This window comes from Pantoea sp. USHLN256 (assembly GCF_037149875.1).
Classification (GTDB): domain Bacteria; phylum Pseudomonadota; class Gammaproteobacteria; order Enterobacterales; family Enterobacteriaceae; genus Pantoea; species Pantoea nemavictus.
In genome coordinates this window covers 68,593-84,591 of sequence record NZ_JBBCQO010000002.1, presented here as the reverse complement: position 1 = coordinate 84,591, position 15,999 = coordinate 68,593, and the positions used below count along the sequence as shown (strand labels likewise).

The 15,999-nt window shown below is 51.9% G+C and carries 11 protein-coding genes; 3 read left to right on the top strand and 8 right to left on the bottom strand.

The features are described 5' to 3' along the window. Positions 1-73: 73 nt before the first annotated feature. Genes WFL93_RS05580 through leuC form a run of 4 tightly spaced genes read right to left on the bottom strand, consistent with a single transcriptional unit; the run spans position 74 to position 4,030 of the window. Entirely contained in the window at positions 74-1,030 is a 957-nt protein-coding gene (locus WFL93_RS05580) for a LysR substrate-binding domain-containing protein (protein ID WP_336777456.1), read from the bottom strand. Between the two features lie 31 nt (positions 1,031-1,061). After that, positions 1,062-1,976, bottom strand: a complete 915-nt coding sequence (locus WFL93_RS05575) for an alpha/beta fold hydrolase (protein ID WP_336777455.1) — start codon at positions 1,974-1,976, stop codon at positions 1,062-1,064. Continuing rightward, on the bottom strand, positions 1,969-2,607 hold the full coding sequence (gene leuD, locus WFL93_RS05570) for a 3-isopropylmalate dehydratase small subunit (RefSeq protein ID WP_336777454.1): 639 nt from the start codon (positions 2,605-2,607) through the stop codon (positions 1,969-1,971). The genes WFL93_RS05575 and leuD overlap by 8 nt, the downstream gene beginning before the upstream one ends. Before the next feature lies 1 nt (position 2,608). Further along, positions 2,609-4,030, bottom strand: coding sequence for a 3-isopropylmalate dehydratase large subunit (leuC, locus tag WFL93_RS05565; RefSeq protein WP_336777453.1), 1,422 nt, complete (start codon positions 4,028-4,030; stop codon positions 2,609-2,611). A 432-nt stretch (positions 4,031-4,462) separates the two neighbouring features. Here leuC and mqo point away from each other — a divergent pair, with 432 nt between their 5' ends. Next, a complete protein-coding gene (gene mqo / locus WFL93_RS05560; RefSeq protein WP_049851650.1) occupies positions 4,463-6,109 on the top strand; it encodes a malate dehydrogenase (quinone) in 1,647 nt (548 codons plus the stop codon). A gap of 90 nt (positions 6,110-6,199) precedes the next feature. Here mqo and WFL93_RS05555 read toward each other — a convergent pair whose 3' ends face one another. The 3 genes from WFL93_RS05555 to WFL93_RS05545 form a co-directional block, all read right to left on the bottom strand. Then, positions 6,200-7,561, bottom strand: coding sequence for a GntP family transporter (locus WFL93_RS05555; RefSeq protein ID WP_336777452.1), 1,362 nt, complete (start codon positions 7,559-7,561; stop codon positions 6,200-6,202). Positions 7,562-8,114: 553 nt separating this feature from the next. Next, complete coding sequence (locus tag WFL93_RS05550; RefSeq protein ID WP_336777451.1) at positions 8,115-9,185, bottom strand: acyltransferase family protein; 1,071 nt, start codon at positions 9,183-9,185, stop codon at positions 8,115-8,117. A 316-nt stretch (positions 9,186-9,501) separates the two neighbouring features. Beyond that, entirely contained in the window at positions 9,502-10,521 is a 1,020-nt protein-coding gene (locus WFL93_RS05545) for a LacI family DNA-binding transcriptional regulator (protein ID WP_336777450.1), read from the bottom strand. A gap of 252 nt (positions 10,522-10,773) precedes the next feature. Between WFL93_RS05545 and ascF the strand changes: the two genes are divergently transcribed. Both ascF and WFL93_RS05535 read left to right on the top strand, forming a co-directional pair. Continuing rightward, positions 10,774-12,225 (top strand): PTS cellobiose/arbutin/salicin transporter subunit IIBC, encoded by a 1,452-nt coding sequence (gene ascF, locus WFL93_RS05540; RefSeq protein ID WP_336777449.1) that lies wholly within the window; start codon positions 10,774-10,776, stop codon positions 12,223-12,225. A 4-nt stretch (positions 12,226-12,229) separates the two neighbouring features. Further along, positions 12,230-13,666, top strand: coding sequence for a 6-phospho-beta-glucosidase (locus WFL93_RS05535; RefSeq protein WP_336777448.1), 1,437 nt, complete (start codon positions 12,230-12,232; stop codon positions 13,664-13,666). 80 nt (positions 13,667-13,746) lie between these two features. On the opposite strand, the gene WFL93_RS05530 is transcribed toward WFL93_RS05535, so the two are convergent. Further along, complete coding sequence (locus WFL93_RS05530; protein WP_336777447.1) at positions 13,747-15,846, bottom strand: FUSC family protein; 2,100 nt, start codon at positions 15,844-15,846, stop codon at positions 13,747-13,749. Positions 15,847-15,999 lie beyond the last annotated feature (153 nt).

Genomic DNA, 15,999 nt, shown 5'->3' with positions numbered 1-15,999 from the left:
TACTCAAGTAAGCTCCCGGGGATTCGCGTTCTTGCCGCTTTCCTGCATCTGGAATTATTTAAGGTATTAACTCTTAATCTTTCATCATCGGCAGGCTTTTTTCTGCAAAGTAATCAGCGAGAAAATCAATAAAGATCTTAATGCGCGGTGATTCAGAAGCGCGTTGGGTATAAACCGCCCAGATATTTGCTTCCTGATACCACTGTGGTAAAACGTGCACCAGTTTATTTTCGGCCAAATAGGGCGCCACATCCCAGGCAGAACGTAATGCAATGCCGTGTGATTTTAATGCCCAGTTGAGAATGACTTTTCCGCTATTTGATGCGTAATGGCTATTCAGCCGACAAACGATTTTATTATCGCCATCGGTTAAGGTCCAATGACCAAAGGTATTGTTATTTTCATTAATGATAAGACAGCTGTGATCGATTAAATCATCCAGCGTCTCAAGCGGACGCGATTGCGCTAAATAGCGGGCGGATGCACAAAGAATACGCCGATTCGACGCCAGTTTTCTGGCGATATAGGCGTGATTGATATCATCACCCACGCGAATATCCACATCCGTTCCTGATTGCAATAAATCGATATCGCGATCGGTGAGAATCAGTTTGATGTTAAGCGAAGGATGGCGCGTCATGAATTCTGCCACCGCATCGGATAAATAATCCTGCCCAAAGCCAAATGAGCAGGTGACGGTCAAATCGCCGGTTAATTCTCCGCGCCACTGCTGGAAGTTATTCAGGAAAGCATCCATCTCGTGCACCACCTGCAGCGCGCCTTCCAGCGCCTTTTCACCTTCGGGCGTCAGGCGCATCACGCGATTGGTGCGGAAAAACAGCCGGGTTTCCAGCTGCTTTTCGAGGATGGCAATACGTTTGCTGATATACGATGGCGACTGGCCCAGCTCCGTGGCGGCTCGGCCAAAGCCCTCATAGCGCGCCACGCTGATAAACACATACAGATCTTCGACCGAAGGCCAGCCCTGCAGCGGCTTCTGATAACTCTTCCCGGCAAGCAGTATCTTCATAACCATCACAGCGTTAGAGAAATTTTGCTGGTTATAACACAGAATCCAGAAAGCACTGAAGCTGGCTTAAAAACAGTTCCGGTACTTCTTCGTGCGGTGAGTGGCCGCAAGGTAAGGCGTGGCCTTGCACATGACGCGCTTTATCTCGCCAGGTATCAACCACGTTAAAGAGCTGGCCCACCGTGCCCTGCTCTCCCCATAACAGCAATAACGGCGATTCAATCCGTTTATCGCTGTCTTGCGCATCGTGCTCTAAATCAATGGTGGCCGCCGCGCGATAATCTTCACACACCGCATGAATCATCGCTTCATTTTGATAACAGCGCAGATAATCGTTAAAAATTTCTTCTGACGTCGCGCCCGGCGTTTTTAATTGGCCATTAATATGCTTACGCAGGAATAAAGCCGGATCGTGACCGATCATGGTCTCCGGTAATGGCGAAGGCTGAATCAGAAAGAACCACCAAAAATAACGCGTGGCGAACTCTTTATTAGTTAACGCATACATGGTGGCGGTTGGCGCAATATCGACAAATACGCAGCTGGAGAGTTGTTCCGGATGATCGAGCGCCAGGCGATGACCCACGCGCGCGCCGCGATCGTGGCCAACAAAGGCGACGCGTTCCAATTCTAACGCATCAATCAACTGGCTGATGTCTTCTGCCATCACCCGTTTCGAGTAGGGACGATGCGTCTCGTCGCTCGGCGGTTTGTCGCTATCACCATAACCACGCAAATCCGGCAGGATGACACGGTATTTTTGTGCCAGCTGCGGCGCAGTTTTACGCCACGCCAGATGATTTTGCGGATGACCGTGCAGCAACAGCAAAGGTGGACCTTCGCCCCCCATCGCGACGCGCAAAGTTATGCCGTTCGCTAAACGCACATCGCTGAGCGTAAAGCCTGCGATAAAAGGTGAATCGCCGCGCGCTGTTATCTCACTCATGCTGTTCATCCTTCACTGTATTGCCGCGTTTGAACCACGGACGTTGTGCAAAGTGTTGTGCTTCAAACTGCGCGATATCCGCTTCATACTGCAGCGTCCAGTCCACTGCACTGCCACCGCCCAACAACATTTCGCGTTTCAAGGCGCTAACCGAGAATGCAATGCGTTGATTATTGAAGAGGATCGCCTGCTCTTCCAGCGACACGGTAATGCGGTTGTTAGCAGGATCGTTCGCCACCTCGCTTAGGCGCTGATAATCTTCTGCGCTTAACGCCAGCGTCAGAACGCCATTGCGCTGACAGTTGTCGTCAAAGATGCCGGCGAAACTGGTACCAATAATGGCGCGAATTCCCAGCTGATTCAGTCCCCACACCGCGTGTTCGCGGCTGGAACCACAGCCGAAATTGGCACCCACCAGCAAGAAAGAGGCTTTTTCCCAGCCGGGCTGATTGAGGATGAAATCGGGATTCGGGCTGCCGTCAGGCAAAAACCGCAGATCGAAGAACACACCACGATCCAAACCCTGACGATCGATGCCTTTGAGAAACTGCTTTGGCATGATCACATCCGTGTCAATATTGGCCGCCGGTAACGGCGCGAGCGTGCCTGTTATGTGGTTGAAAGCTTCCATATTAAACCTCTTCTGTCATGAAACGACGGACATCAACCAGATGACCGGCAATTGCGGCGGCGGCAACCATCGCCGGACTCATTAAGTGCGTACGGGCACCCGCGCCCTGGCGGCCAGGGAAATTACGGTTGGTGCCAGAAGCACAACGGTCGCCGGGCGCTAATACATCCTCATTCATTGCCAGGCACATTGAGCAGCCCGACTGGCGCCATTCGAAACCGGCATCAACGAAAATCGCGGCCAAACCTTCTGCTTCCGCCTGCTGACGTACCTGAGTTGATCCCGGCACGATAATCCCACGCACATGCGGCGCGATTTTATGTCCTTCAACAATCGCGGCGGCGGCGCGTAAATCTTCAATGCGACCGTTGGTGCAGGAGCCGATAAAGGCGTGGGTAATGGCAATTTCCGCTAACGGCGTGCCGGGTTCCAGTCCCATATATTTCAGCGCGGTACGCAGCGTTTGCTGTTTAACCGCATCTTTCTCCTGCGCGGGATCGGGAACGCAGCCGGTAATCGCGCTGGCTTGATCCGGGCTAATCCCCCAGGTCACTTTGGGTTCGAGATCGCTACAGTCGATGGTGATGCGGCTGTCGAACTGTGCATCAGCATCGCTGCGCAGCGTACGCCACTCCGCGAGGGCTTGCTGCCACAATGCGCCCGTCGGCATCTGCGGCTTACCCGCGATGTAGGCAAAAACTTTTTCATCCGGCGCAATAATCGCGCCACGCGCTCCGGCCTCAACCGCCATGTTGCACAGCGTCATGCGCCCTTCCATGCTCAGCGCCTCAATCGCTGCACCGGCAAATTCGATGGCATAACCGGTCGCGCCTGAAGCACCAATCTCTTCAATCAGCGCCATGATGATGTCCTTCGCCGAGCAGCCAAACGGCAGCTCGCCGCTCACCGTGACGAGCATGGTTTTCAGGGTGCGATAAATCAGGGTTTGCGTGGCAAGCAGATGTTCGATTTCTGAGGTGCCGATACCGAAACCGAGTGCGCCAAACGCGCCGTAGGTAGTGGTATGACTGTCGCCAGCGGCAATCACCATGCCTGGCATCACCAAACCTTGTTCGTGTGCCACCACATGTTCAATCCCCTGGCGCGGGTCCATCACATCAAACAGTTCGATACCGAAATGCGCGGCGTTTTGCCGGAAGTAATCAACCTGTAATTGCCCGCCGGCATCGGTCATCGCTTCATCACGCGCGGGGCGCGTGGGGTTAACGTGATCAACATTGAGCAGAATGGTGCCCGGATTACGCACCGGACGCTGGTGATCGCGTAGGCCGCTAAACGCCTGCGGGCTGGTGTATTCATTCAGAATCGAGCGGTCGATGTAGAGCAGCACATGCCCTTCATTATCTAACTTGCGAACCAGATGCTGATCGATCAGCTTTTCATACAGTGTTTTGTTAACCATGTCGTTGCCCACGCGAAAGTATAAAACAAGTCATTAGAGACGTTAGGGTAATACAGTTTGTCGGCGGGGAATGAACACGCTCCGTGGAGTGATGTTTTATGAAATGTGCAGAACGACTGACAATCGCCTTGAATCATGTTGGGCCGTCATTCATAGCGGCTTAGTTAGCGGCTCATCAATGAATTTGTCTGAGGGTTTTATTTGACCTAAGTCGCGTCTATCGATATAAAGAATAACCGCGCTGCTTAAGCGGTTTATCCCCGTTTTATTTCCTTTTCTGCCTATATTTCACGCTATTTTCTTTTTTGTAAGTTAATTAATTAACACCAATACTTTATTAACTAAAAACAAGTTAATCATTTCGTAACAATCTCTTAATGTGCAAACCGAATTTTTAACGTTCACCTGCATTGCATAATAAGTAGGACTGGAATGACTCACACCAAAAAGATCGTGTCTGCCCTTTCGCTGGCAGCGCTGCTTGTCTCTTCAGCGGTACGTGCTGAAGATGCACCGGAAAAAACTGACGTTCTGCTGATCGGCGGCGGTATCATGAGCGCCTCGCTCGGTACCTGGCTGCAAGAGCTGCAACCGGGCTGGAAACAGCTGATGGTTGAGAAGCTCGACGGCGTAGCGCTGGAATCGTCCAACGGCTGGAATAATGCCGGTACTGGTCACTCTGCTAACATGGAGCTGAACTACACGCCTGAGCGTGCAGACGGTTCAATCGACGTTAGCAAAGCGCTGGAAATCAACGAATCCTTCATGATTTCGCGCCAGTTCTGGACTTCACAGGTGCAGCGCGGCGTATTGCACGATCCACGCTCGTTCATCAACTCGACGCCGCACATGAGCTTCGTCTGGGGCGACAAAAACGTCGAGTACCTGACCAAGCGTTATGATGCGCTGCAGAAAACCACCCTATTCCAGGGCATGAAGTTTTCTACCGATCATCAGCAGATCCAGCAGTGGGCTCCGCTGGTGATGGAAGGTCGCGATCCGAATCAGAAAGTTGCAGCCACCTGGACGCCAGTCGGCACCGATGTTAACTACGGTGAAATCACCCGTCAGCTGATCGGTAGCCTGAAAAAAGATCAGAACTTCAAGCTGGAAACCTCTGCAGAAGTGACTGATTTTAAGCGTAACGGCGACAACTCATGGCACGTGACCATTAAAGATGTGAAGAGCGGTGATAAGCGCTCGGTTGATGCGAAATACGTGTTTATCGGTGCGGGCGGCGGCGCGATCAAGCTGCTGCAGAAAACCGGTATCCCGGAAGCAGACAACTACGGCGGCTTCCCGGTCGGCGGCTCATTCCTGATGACCGAAAACCCAGAAATCGCTAACCGTCACCTGGAAAAAGTGTACGGTCAGGCTTCTGTGGGTGCGCCACCGATGTCTGTTCCCCACATCGATTCACGTACCCTCGACGGTAAGAAAGTGGTGCTGTTTGGCCCGTTCGCGACCTTCTCTACTAAGTATCTGAAGAACGGTTCGCTGTTCGATCTGCTGAGCGCGACCACCACCAGCAACATCATGCCGATGACGCATGTTGGCATCGACAACTTTGACCTGGTGAAATACCTGATTGGTCAGGTAATGCTGAATGATGATGACCGCTTTGCGGCGCTGAAAGAGTACTACCCGAACGCACGCAAAGAAGACTGGAAACTGATTCAGGCCGGTCAACGTGTACAGATCATCAAGAAAGATGCAGAAAAAGGTGGCTTGCTGAAGCTGGGCACTGAAATCGTGACCGATCAGCAGAAAACGCTGGCCGCTCTGCTCGGTGCATCACCGGGTGCATCAACTGCCGCGCCAATCACGCTCGATGTGATGAAAAAGCTGTTCCCAGAACAGTTCGCTTCACCGGAGTGGCAGCAGAAGATTCGCGCTATCGTGCCAAGCTTTGGCCAGAAGCTGAACGGCAACACCGCGTTGACGCAGCAAGTTTGGGATAACACCGCAGCCACGCTGCAGTTGACCAAACCGCCAGTGATTGACATGGGCGACCAGACTGTTGCACCGACGCAGGCTAAACCGCGTACGGAATCAGGCAAGCAGGATATGGCGCTGTAATTCACGCCAGAACGAAATCAAGCCGGACAATGTCCGGCTTTTTTGTATCCACAAATCGCCAGGCGTGGAACGGGTTATTGCGCGTTTAACTTAGATAAATGCCCAGAGCACCCAGGTCAGAGCGAAACCGCTAAGCCCCATAATCGTCGTCAGTACCGTCCAGGTTTTCAGACCATCCGCCACCGACAAGCCAAGATAGCGCGTGACAACCCAAAAACCCGAGTCATTAACGTGCGATAAGCCCAATGCGCCAAAGCAGGCTGCAAGCGCGAGCAATACCAACTGCATGTCGCCCAATCCTACTGCAGCCGTGCTCAATAATCCGCAGGTGGTGACGATGGCCACGGTGGCTGAACCCTGTGATGCGCGCAACGCTAAAGAGAGAATAAACGCAGCAGGAATAAGCGGCAGATTAATCGTTTGCAGCGATCCGGCAAGCGCTTTACCTACTCCAGATTCCACCAGGACCTTGCCAAACGCGCCGCCCGCGCCAGAAACCAGAATGACACCCGCCGCCGTCGAAATAGCGTTATTGGATAAACTTTCCAGTTTGTCTTTGGTCCAGCCACGACGAATACCCAATAACCAGCCCGCTAACGCCACGGTCACTAACAGTGCAATGCCCGGAGAGCCGACCAGCGTTAAGGTATTGAGCAACATGCTATCAGGAGCCAGATATGGAGGAAGTAATGTGCCCAGCGTAATCAGGATTATGGGCAAGACAATTAATCCGGAAATTAACAGCGCGCCAGGTACGTTTTGCTTAGCTTCAACGGCTGGCTTCTGGTCGCAGGATTCCGTTAGTTGCAATTGCTCGAGCACCTGCACCGATAAATTATATTTTTTGCGATTAATCGCTTTGGCAGCGAAATAGCCCACCACCCCGACCGGAACAGAAACCGCAATGCCCAGCATCATTAACCAACCTAAATCCGCATTCAGCAGCGTAGCGGCCGCTGCAGGACCCGGATGCGTGGGTACAGTGACATGCACCATCAACATCATACCGGCCATCGGCAAACCAAATTTCAGGGTTGATACACGCAGCACCTTGGTAAAGCCATAAATCAGCGGGACTACAATGATAAAGCCGACATCGAAAAATACCGGTAATCCAAGAATAAAGGCCACGGTAGTTAACGCTGCTACCATTCTTTGCGGACCGCACAGCTTTGCAAAACGGTTTGCCAGAGCGTCTGCGCCCCCTGAGGCTTCAATAATGGCCCCCAGAATGGCACCCAATACAATGATCAGCGCAATGTTACCTAATAAACCGCCCATACCGCCCAGGATCACTTTCATAATATCGCCAGCCGGGATGCCCGTGGTTATTGCTACGAATAGGCTGGAAACCAGCAAAGCAATAAATGGATGAACTTTGGCTTTTATCACCAGTATTAACAGCAGTAAGACGCTTGCCAGCGCGATGGATAAGAGCAATGTGGTAGACATCTGATAAACCTCTAATAATTTTATTCTGCAGGTAACTATAAAAAAATGGTGTTGGCGTAATGACAGACAAAGCGACGCACACCGATTGGCTATAAATCGATGTGATCAATAATATTTTTAATTTTGTGTGTGAAAGATTGGAAATGGATGACTCTTCGCGTGTGAAGTAGGTAAATCCAGGGTACGTTTCAGCATTATCAATCCTTGATAGTTGGCATTTTATTCGATGATTCTTCTCACCCTGCGCCGTTCAGATGCAGGGTTTCAGGAACAACCATCATGTTAAAATAAGTTAATATTTGTTTGTTAGTGTTAACTTTGCCAGTTCTTCGCGTTAATAAATGCGCTGCAAATCACATTAAATGGACAAAGTTGCTAAATACAACAATTATTCACATAACATTTCATATCTTCACAAATGGGAGTTGGTGAGCTAATCAGGCTGCCGGTCAATAAAGTTTTTTGCGGAATGGAGAGTGTGTGTGCAGAGAGCGAGTAACGACAAGGCGGTTACCTATCCCCAGCAAGGCGGATAGGTGGTGAATTGGCAGCGTTATGCTCCGGTTCCAGCAGGAGGGGTGGCGGGAATGCGTTTCCCTTTCAACATATTTCTCAACGCTGGTTCGGCGTATTTAGTGATTAAGAAAGCGATGTAATACAGCACGGTAGCCACCACAATTGGCATCAACATCATGACAAACTCATTTTTAATATGCACGTTGAGCTTAATCAGCGTAGCGATCATCAGATTTTCATGGATGAGATAAAACGCGTAACTGGCGAAGCCGACTGCCGTGAGAAAACGTAGCGAGAGAATGCGCTCCAGCTGCTTAGAGTAGAAACTCACAATAAAGAACAGCATCACCAGCACCAAAGGAATAAGCGTGATGACTCCCGCATTCTTAACGAAGTAGCTGAAATTAATCAGCAGCGCCAACCCTACAATGGCGTAATGAAACAGTTTATCGCGTGCATGCATGCGCTCATAAACCAGGCAGCCAACCATAAACCACGCATAATGAATGAAGCCAAACTTGGATATAATGTCGATTAACAGCGGGTGGCCTAAGGATTTAAGAACCGAGGACGCGGAAAGCAGCAACATCGGTACTAATAATGCCGGCAAACAATATTTCCTGCCCAGCGTAAAATAGACTGCACCGATAATCAGATAGAAAACCGCTTCGACATACAGCGACCAAAACGATCCCGCCATTGATTTAAACTCAATCCCGGTTAACTGCGTCAGGGTTTCTGGATTGGTGAATATCAGCCCAGGCAACAGATTCCTGACATACGGTGTCATCACCGACCATTCCGGGAAGAAGCCACCCACCGCGAACAGCAGCATACTGGCAATAAACATGGCGGGGAAAAGGCGCAGCCAGCGTTTCTTTAGAAAACTGAGGTAGCTCTCTGATTTATCCAGGGTCATAAAAATGACAAAACCTGAGATCATGAAAAATAACTCTACGCCGAGCCAGCCGTAGTTAAATATTGGAAAATGTTGAGTTGCCGTGACATAGGGTAATAATTCCGGCCATCGCGCATAAGCATGATAACCAATAACCAGCAGAATCGCTAAGCCGCGCATTCCATCAAGATGCGTTATACGTGCGTGCATAATTCCCTCAGGAAAGATGACCGGAAAAAGATAACTCAAATTAACCTGACGCAGTTTTACAAGCAATAAGACTAATTCTGATTAACGACATCATGAATAAACAGCAGACCTAATAAATAGGCTTAGTTATTCACACTAAAAAGTGGCATTGATAAACTTCTTTTTATGGCATCGAATTGAGAAGGCTCATTGCATTTAAATGATTTTTTTCTAAGATAGCGAAAATAAAATAGGCCATTTATGAGTTAAGCATTAGATGGCCTGGAGAGAAATATCGCCTGTAAAATTAATCCCTGCGGAATTTCTACTTTAACTATCACAATTTGTTATGAGGGCCGGGACCTACCGATTCACGCACCATCAACTCACCCGTAAAGGTTTTATCATTACGCATTTCGCCACCATCCAGCATTGAGATCAGGCGTTCGATAGTTTCCTGAATCATCTCGGTCACCGGCATCTTCACGCTGGATAGCGCCGGAATGGTAAACGGAGCCAGCGGAATATCGTCAAAGCCCATTACCGCGACTTGTGCCGGTACGGCAATGTGGTGATCGGACAACGCTTTCATCGCCCCCACCGCCATATCATCGTTACTCGCCACCAGCGCACTAAATGCACGCCCCTGTGCCAACAGGTGTTCCACCGCCGCCATGCCGTTTTGCGCCTGCCATTTGCCTTCGACGATTAACGCCTCATCAACCGCAATACCCTGTCTTTCCAGCGCGGCTTTGTAACCCGCCAGTCGTTCGCGTCCCGTCGGGGAATCGAGCGAGCCGGTGATAAAAGCTATCTCGCGATGTCCGAGGCCAATCAACTGCTCAACCGCTGCGGTGCTGCTGCGCTGCTGATCGGAGTAGATGCAATAGCTGTGGTGCTGACGCAGGCGACGATTGATCACCAGGATCGGGTGTTTGTGCTGTGCAATGATGCTATCCATCTCATCGGTAGTGAGAAAACGCGGATAGATAATCACACCATCGCAGCGCAGATCGAGCAGGAACTGGATCGCGGCGCGCTCCTCCTCGGCGCTGTGTTTGCCATCAACCAGTAACAACTGCCGCCCCTGCTGTTCCATCAGGCGTGCGGAGTGCTGCATCAGTTCGGTGAAATAGCTGCCGGTATACAGGGTATTGGTGATCACCAATCCGATAGTTTGGCTGGATTTGGTCGCCAGGTTTCGCGCCAGCAAATTAGGGCGAAAATCGGTTTCGGCGATGGCCTGGTACACCTTCTCGCGCTTTTCCTGGCTGACATAACCGTTGCCGGACAGCACCCGGGAAACCGTCGCTTTCGATACACCTGCTACTTTTGCCACCTCAAGTATGGTCGCCATGTTTCACTCTTTTTCCATGCTGATGGCATCAGTTTACCTAAGCTGCGAATTATTCGGCAATTTTTCTACCCTCACGGATTCATGCCCTGCCGCTGGTAACGATCTACTTCACACTTTCATCCAACAGTTTTTTAAATTTCTTGCCTGATGCATCTGGCATCTTCATGATTTTGTGAAACCGGTTTCTCATGGCGAACAAGCGCGCAGAAAACCGCTGTACCTCTACTTAAAAAAATCAGAGACCCAAAATCCATGGCTAAAAATTATGCGGAAGTCTCACGCGCCATCGTGGCTGCGCTCGGCGGCTTAAACAATATCGAAGCGGTGACGCACTGCATGACGCGCCTGCGTTTCGTGGTGAAAGACAGCAGCCAGATCGATAACGCCAACCTGAAAGCGATTCCCGGCGTCATGGGCGTGGTGCACACCGACACACAGTGTCAGGTGATTATTGGCAACAACGTTAACCTCGCCTATCAGGAAGTGCTGAAGCTCGGCACGCCAAACAGCGATGGCGCCGCGCCGGTGAAACGCAAAATCACCCTGCGCAGCATCGGTGCTGGCATTCTTGACGCGTTGGTTGGCACCATGTCGCCGCTGATTCCAGCCATTATCGGCGGATCGATGGTGAAGCTGCTGGCGATGATGCTGGAAATGAGCGGCGTGCTGGAGAAAGGTTCATCGACGCTCATTATCCTCAACGTGATTGGCGACGGTGCCTTCTTCTTCTTGCCCATTATGGTGGCAGCTTCGGCAGCGTTGAAATTCAAAACCAATATGTCGCTGGCCATTGCCATCGCCGGCGTGCTGGTGCATCCAAACTTTGTTGATTTGATGGCCAAAGCGGCGCAAGGCCAGGCGGTGGAGTTTGCCGCTATCCCGGTAACCGCGGTGAAGTACACCTACACGGTTATCCCGGCGTTGGTCATGACCTGGATTTTGTCACACATCGAATACTGGATTGATCGCATCACACCTGCGGTGACCAAAAACTTCCTTAAGCCCATGCTGATCGTGCTGGTGGCCGCGCCAATCGCCATTGTGCTGATTGGCCCGCTCGGCATCTGGATTGGTAGCGGTATTTCCGCGCTGGTGTATACCATTCACGGTTATCTTGGCTGGTTATCGGTGGCGATCATGGGTGCGCTGTGGCCGCTGCTGGTAATGACCGGCATGCATCGCGTGTTTACCCCCACCATTATTCAGACCATCGCCGAAACCGGCAAAGAAGGCATGGTGATGCCTTCGGAAATCGGTGCCAACCTGTCGCTCGGCGGCTCTTCCCTCGCGGTGGCGTTTAAAACCAAAAACCCTGAGCTGCGCCAGACGGCATTTGCCGCCGCGGCTTCGGCGATTGTCGCCGGTATTTCCGAGCCCGCGCTGTATGGCGTGGCGGTAAGGTTGAAACGCCCGCTGATCGCCAGCCTGATCAGCGGCTTTATCTGCGGCGCGGTGGCCGGTATCGGTGGACTGGCCAGCCACTCAATGGCTTCGCCCGGATTGTTTACCAGCGTGCAATTTTTTGATCCCGGCAATCCGATGAGCATTGTCTGGGTCGGCGGCGTCATGGTGCTGTCGGTGGTGCTCTCTTTCATTCTCACGTTGATTCTTGGCTTCGAAGATATTCCGGTCACGGATGCCGCACAGCCAAAAGCGGCCGTCGATGAGACCAAGCCAGCCAACGTTAAATTATCCAAGGTGTAATTTTATGTCTGAAGTGACATTTCCAGCAGGATTTTTGTGGGGCGGCGCGTTAGCCGCCAATCAGTCAGAGGGGAGCTATCTGGCAGACGGTAAAGGCTTAACCACGGTGGATATGATTCCGCACGGTGAGCACCGCATGCCGGTAAAACTGGGACTGGAGAAGCGTTTTGCGTTACGCAGCGATGAATATTATCCCAGTCATGACGCCATCGATTTTTACCGTCGTTATAAAGATGATATCGCGCTGATGGCAGAAATGGGCTTCACCGTATTTCGCACTTCCATTGCCTGGAGCCGCATTTATCCGCAGGGCGATGAAGTAGCCCCGAACCCGCAAGGCATCGCCTTTTACCGTAGCCTGTTTGCAGAGTGTCAGAAGTACGGCATCACGCCGCTGGTCACGCTAAGTCACTTTGACGTGCCGATGCATCTGGTGACGGAATACGGCTCGTGGCGCAATCGTAAAATGATTGAGTTCTTTAGCCGCTACGCGCGTACCTGCTTCGAAGAGTTCAATGGCCTGGTGAAATACTGGCTGACCTTTAACGAGATCAATATCCTGCTGCACAGCCCATTCTCTGGCGCCGGTTTGGTGTTCGAACCGGGCGAAAATCCGGAGCAGGTGAAATATCAGGCAGCGCATCACGAGCTGGTCGCCAGCGCGCTGGTAACGAAGATCGCCCATGAGATTAACCCCGACAATCAAATTGGCTGCATGCTGGCGGGCGGTAATTTTTATCCGTGGTCATGCAAGCCGGAAGACGTCTGGGCGGCACTGGAGAAAGATCGCGAAAATCTGTTCTTTATCGATGTGCAGGCGCGCGGCGCTTACCCCTCTTATGCGGCTCGGGTATTTCGCGAAAAAGGCGTTGAGATCGCCATGGAGCCGGAAGATACCGCCACGCTGCGGCATACGGTCGATTTCGTCTCCTTCAGCTACTACGCCTCACGCTGCGCATCGGCAGAGATGAATGAGCAAAATAGCAGCGCCGCCAACGTGGTGAAATCGTTGGCCAATCCGCACGTTAAGCGCAGCGATTGGGGCTGGGGTATCGATCCGCTCGGCCTGCGCATCACCATGAACATGATGTATGACCGCTACCAAAAGCCACTATTCCTGGTGGAAAACGGTTTAGGCGCCCACGATGAAATCAACGCCGACGGCGAAATTAATGATGATTACCGCATCAGCTATTTGCGACAGCATATTCAGGCGATGGGTGAAGCGATTGCCGACGGCATTCCATTGATTGGTTATACCACCTGGGGCTGTATCGATTTAGTGGCGGCATCGACCGGAGAGATGAGTAAGCGCTACGGCTTTGTCTATGTCGATCGCGACGACAAAGGCAACGGCAGCCTGCAACGCATTCGCAAAAAATCGTTCTGGTGGTACAAGCAGGTGATCGCCAGCAACGGACGTAATCTGGAATCGATTTAATTACGGGTATAAACGAGGATTTTGTAGGGTGCGCATTAATGCACACCTGGTGGCCATAAATAGCACCCTACCGATCCCGATTATGACCACCCACCGACAAAACGTTGTCGCTGCAGGATTTCCGCCTGGCGCGGCGTGGCAATTGGCCAGGCTTGCTGCGGGAACAGATACAGCCGAATACTGAACAGATGAAACAGCGGCGTTAGTATCCGTTCATCGCGCTTCGCTAGCTGCTCCAGCATTAGCAGCAGCAAATCCAGTTCATCCTGTAAATCCGCATGCGGCGGCGTTTGTAGCGATTTCAGACGTCGCTTCAGAAACAGCGCCAGCTCATGAAACATCTGTCCGCTATCCAGCTGATAGTGCTGCAGCAGCGCTTTATGCCGTGCGTAATAATCAAAGCTGTTGACGCCTAGCCACACTTCTTTGAGCAACATCCCGGCTGAGCGCATATCCGGATGCGGATCAAGCCGTAAACGCGGCAACACCACGTTAACCTTATCCAGCATCAGGCTAATAAAACGTTGTCGTCCCAACAGGGACGAACCATTACGCTCGGTCTCTTTAATAAAGCGCAGCAGCTCGCGCAGACCTTGTCGCACCGCACGGCGCGCGGTCCAGGACGGCCGTTTATTGCGCATAATGGCGGTGACGATCACGGCGATCAGCACGCCCGCCATCGTGGCGATGGCATTGTTGATCAGTAAAATCAGATCGGGTTTCAAATGGTGACCCAGCCCAATAAAGCCGGGAATTTGAATCGCTACGCTTAGGCCAATCATATTGGTGGAGGGACGGGCGATCATCAATGCAAGCATCATCAGGCCCGGCGCGAGGCAGATCATCAACGCTTCAAACGAGGTGGCCTGTGGCAGCAACAGCGCCACATAAATCACGCTGATAATAATTGCGACGATAACGCCACGTACAAACAGCTTCATCGATGTCAGTGGCGTATCCTGGCTCGCCAGCAGCGAGCAGAGAATCGCCGCCATCACCGGCGCTGATGCGCCATCACGCCAACCCGACGCCATCCACAACAGACAGGATCCAAAGGTGGCGCAAAACGCGGTTAACGCCGAAAGTCTAATCAGCCCTTTGTCGAAAAAGCGGTGGGTGCGTTTGCCGCGCGCCAGCGTGGTGTCGCCAGAAAGATCGCTCACCAATCCCCCGACACTTTGATACGCCCCGGCAATACGTACGAAATCCGCCAGCCGCTCCATTAATCCAGTGAACAGCAGCCAATTTTCCGTGGGCAACGCGCCCTGCTGCCATGCGGCGTTGAGTTCAGCCTGGCAGTCGCTCAGCGTCTGCTGGATCGCGCTGGTTTCCCCTACCGCTTCGCCGTCGTTAAGCCAGTGCAGAAACAGTTGGAAAGTGTGCGCGACGTTTTCGGGAAAGGTGATTTGCAGGGTGGATAGGCGCTGCAGGCGCATCTCGATCGCCGTCAGCGTCGGAATTAAATAGGAGAGATGCTGGTATTGCACGCTCACCAAACGAATCAGCCGCCGTGCGGCATCTCCCTCATACACGCAGTGCGTAATCAGCACTTCCACCTGCTGTGGATGAGTAGCCATACGAATCAGGATGTCATCGCGCTCGGGCGAGTTATCGCCTGGAATGCCGGACAGCAGGTCGCTGCAGAGCTTGCGCGCATTGAGATACCAGTGACTGACGCTCTGCTCCAGCAGGCTGCGCATCGATACCGGGAACAACAGCGCATGCACCAGGCTGCTGCAGACAATGCCGAGCGTGATCTCTTCGATGCGTGATATCACCGTACTGGTGATGGACAGCGGCGTAGCGACTTCCGGGAAACCCATGATCGCCGCGCTGTAACCGGCGAGCATAAACACGTAACTTTTTGGCGTACGGTCATGCAGCGACAAATATAAGCAGACGCTGACCCATAACGAGACGCAGAAACAGAACAGCAACGGATGCTGTACCGTCGGTGGAAAAATAAAGAAGATGAATACGCCGCCCAATAAGGTGCCCAGCAGGCGAAACACCGATTTAGAGATGGTCGAGGCTGAATAGAGCTGAGAAGCCAGCAGCACGGTAGTGACGGCCCAGGCGGGTTTATCCAGGTTGAGTTCAAGGGCGAGATAGAGTGCCAGAAAGGCGGCCAGACAGGTTTTTACAGCAAAAAAAACGGCGTTTTTTGAAAACCACTGCATGACACAAAGACCAGGATGTACTGAATGTTGCGTATCCTGCCAGAATGTAAAAAACCCTCACCCCGATAAATACGTCAAATTGTTTCGTAATCGAAAAACATGTTCATCAACCGCATTGTTAGCACGGATGAAACGTAAGCGTGGCTAATGGAG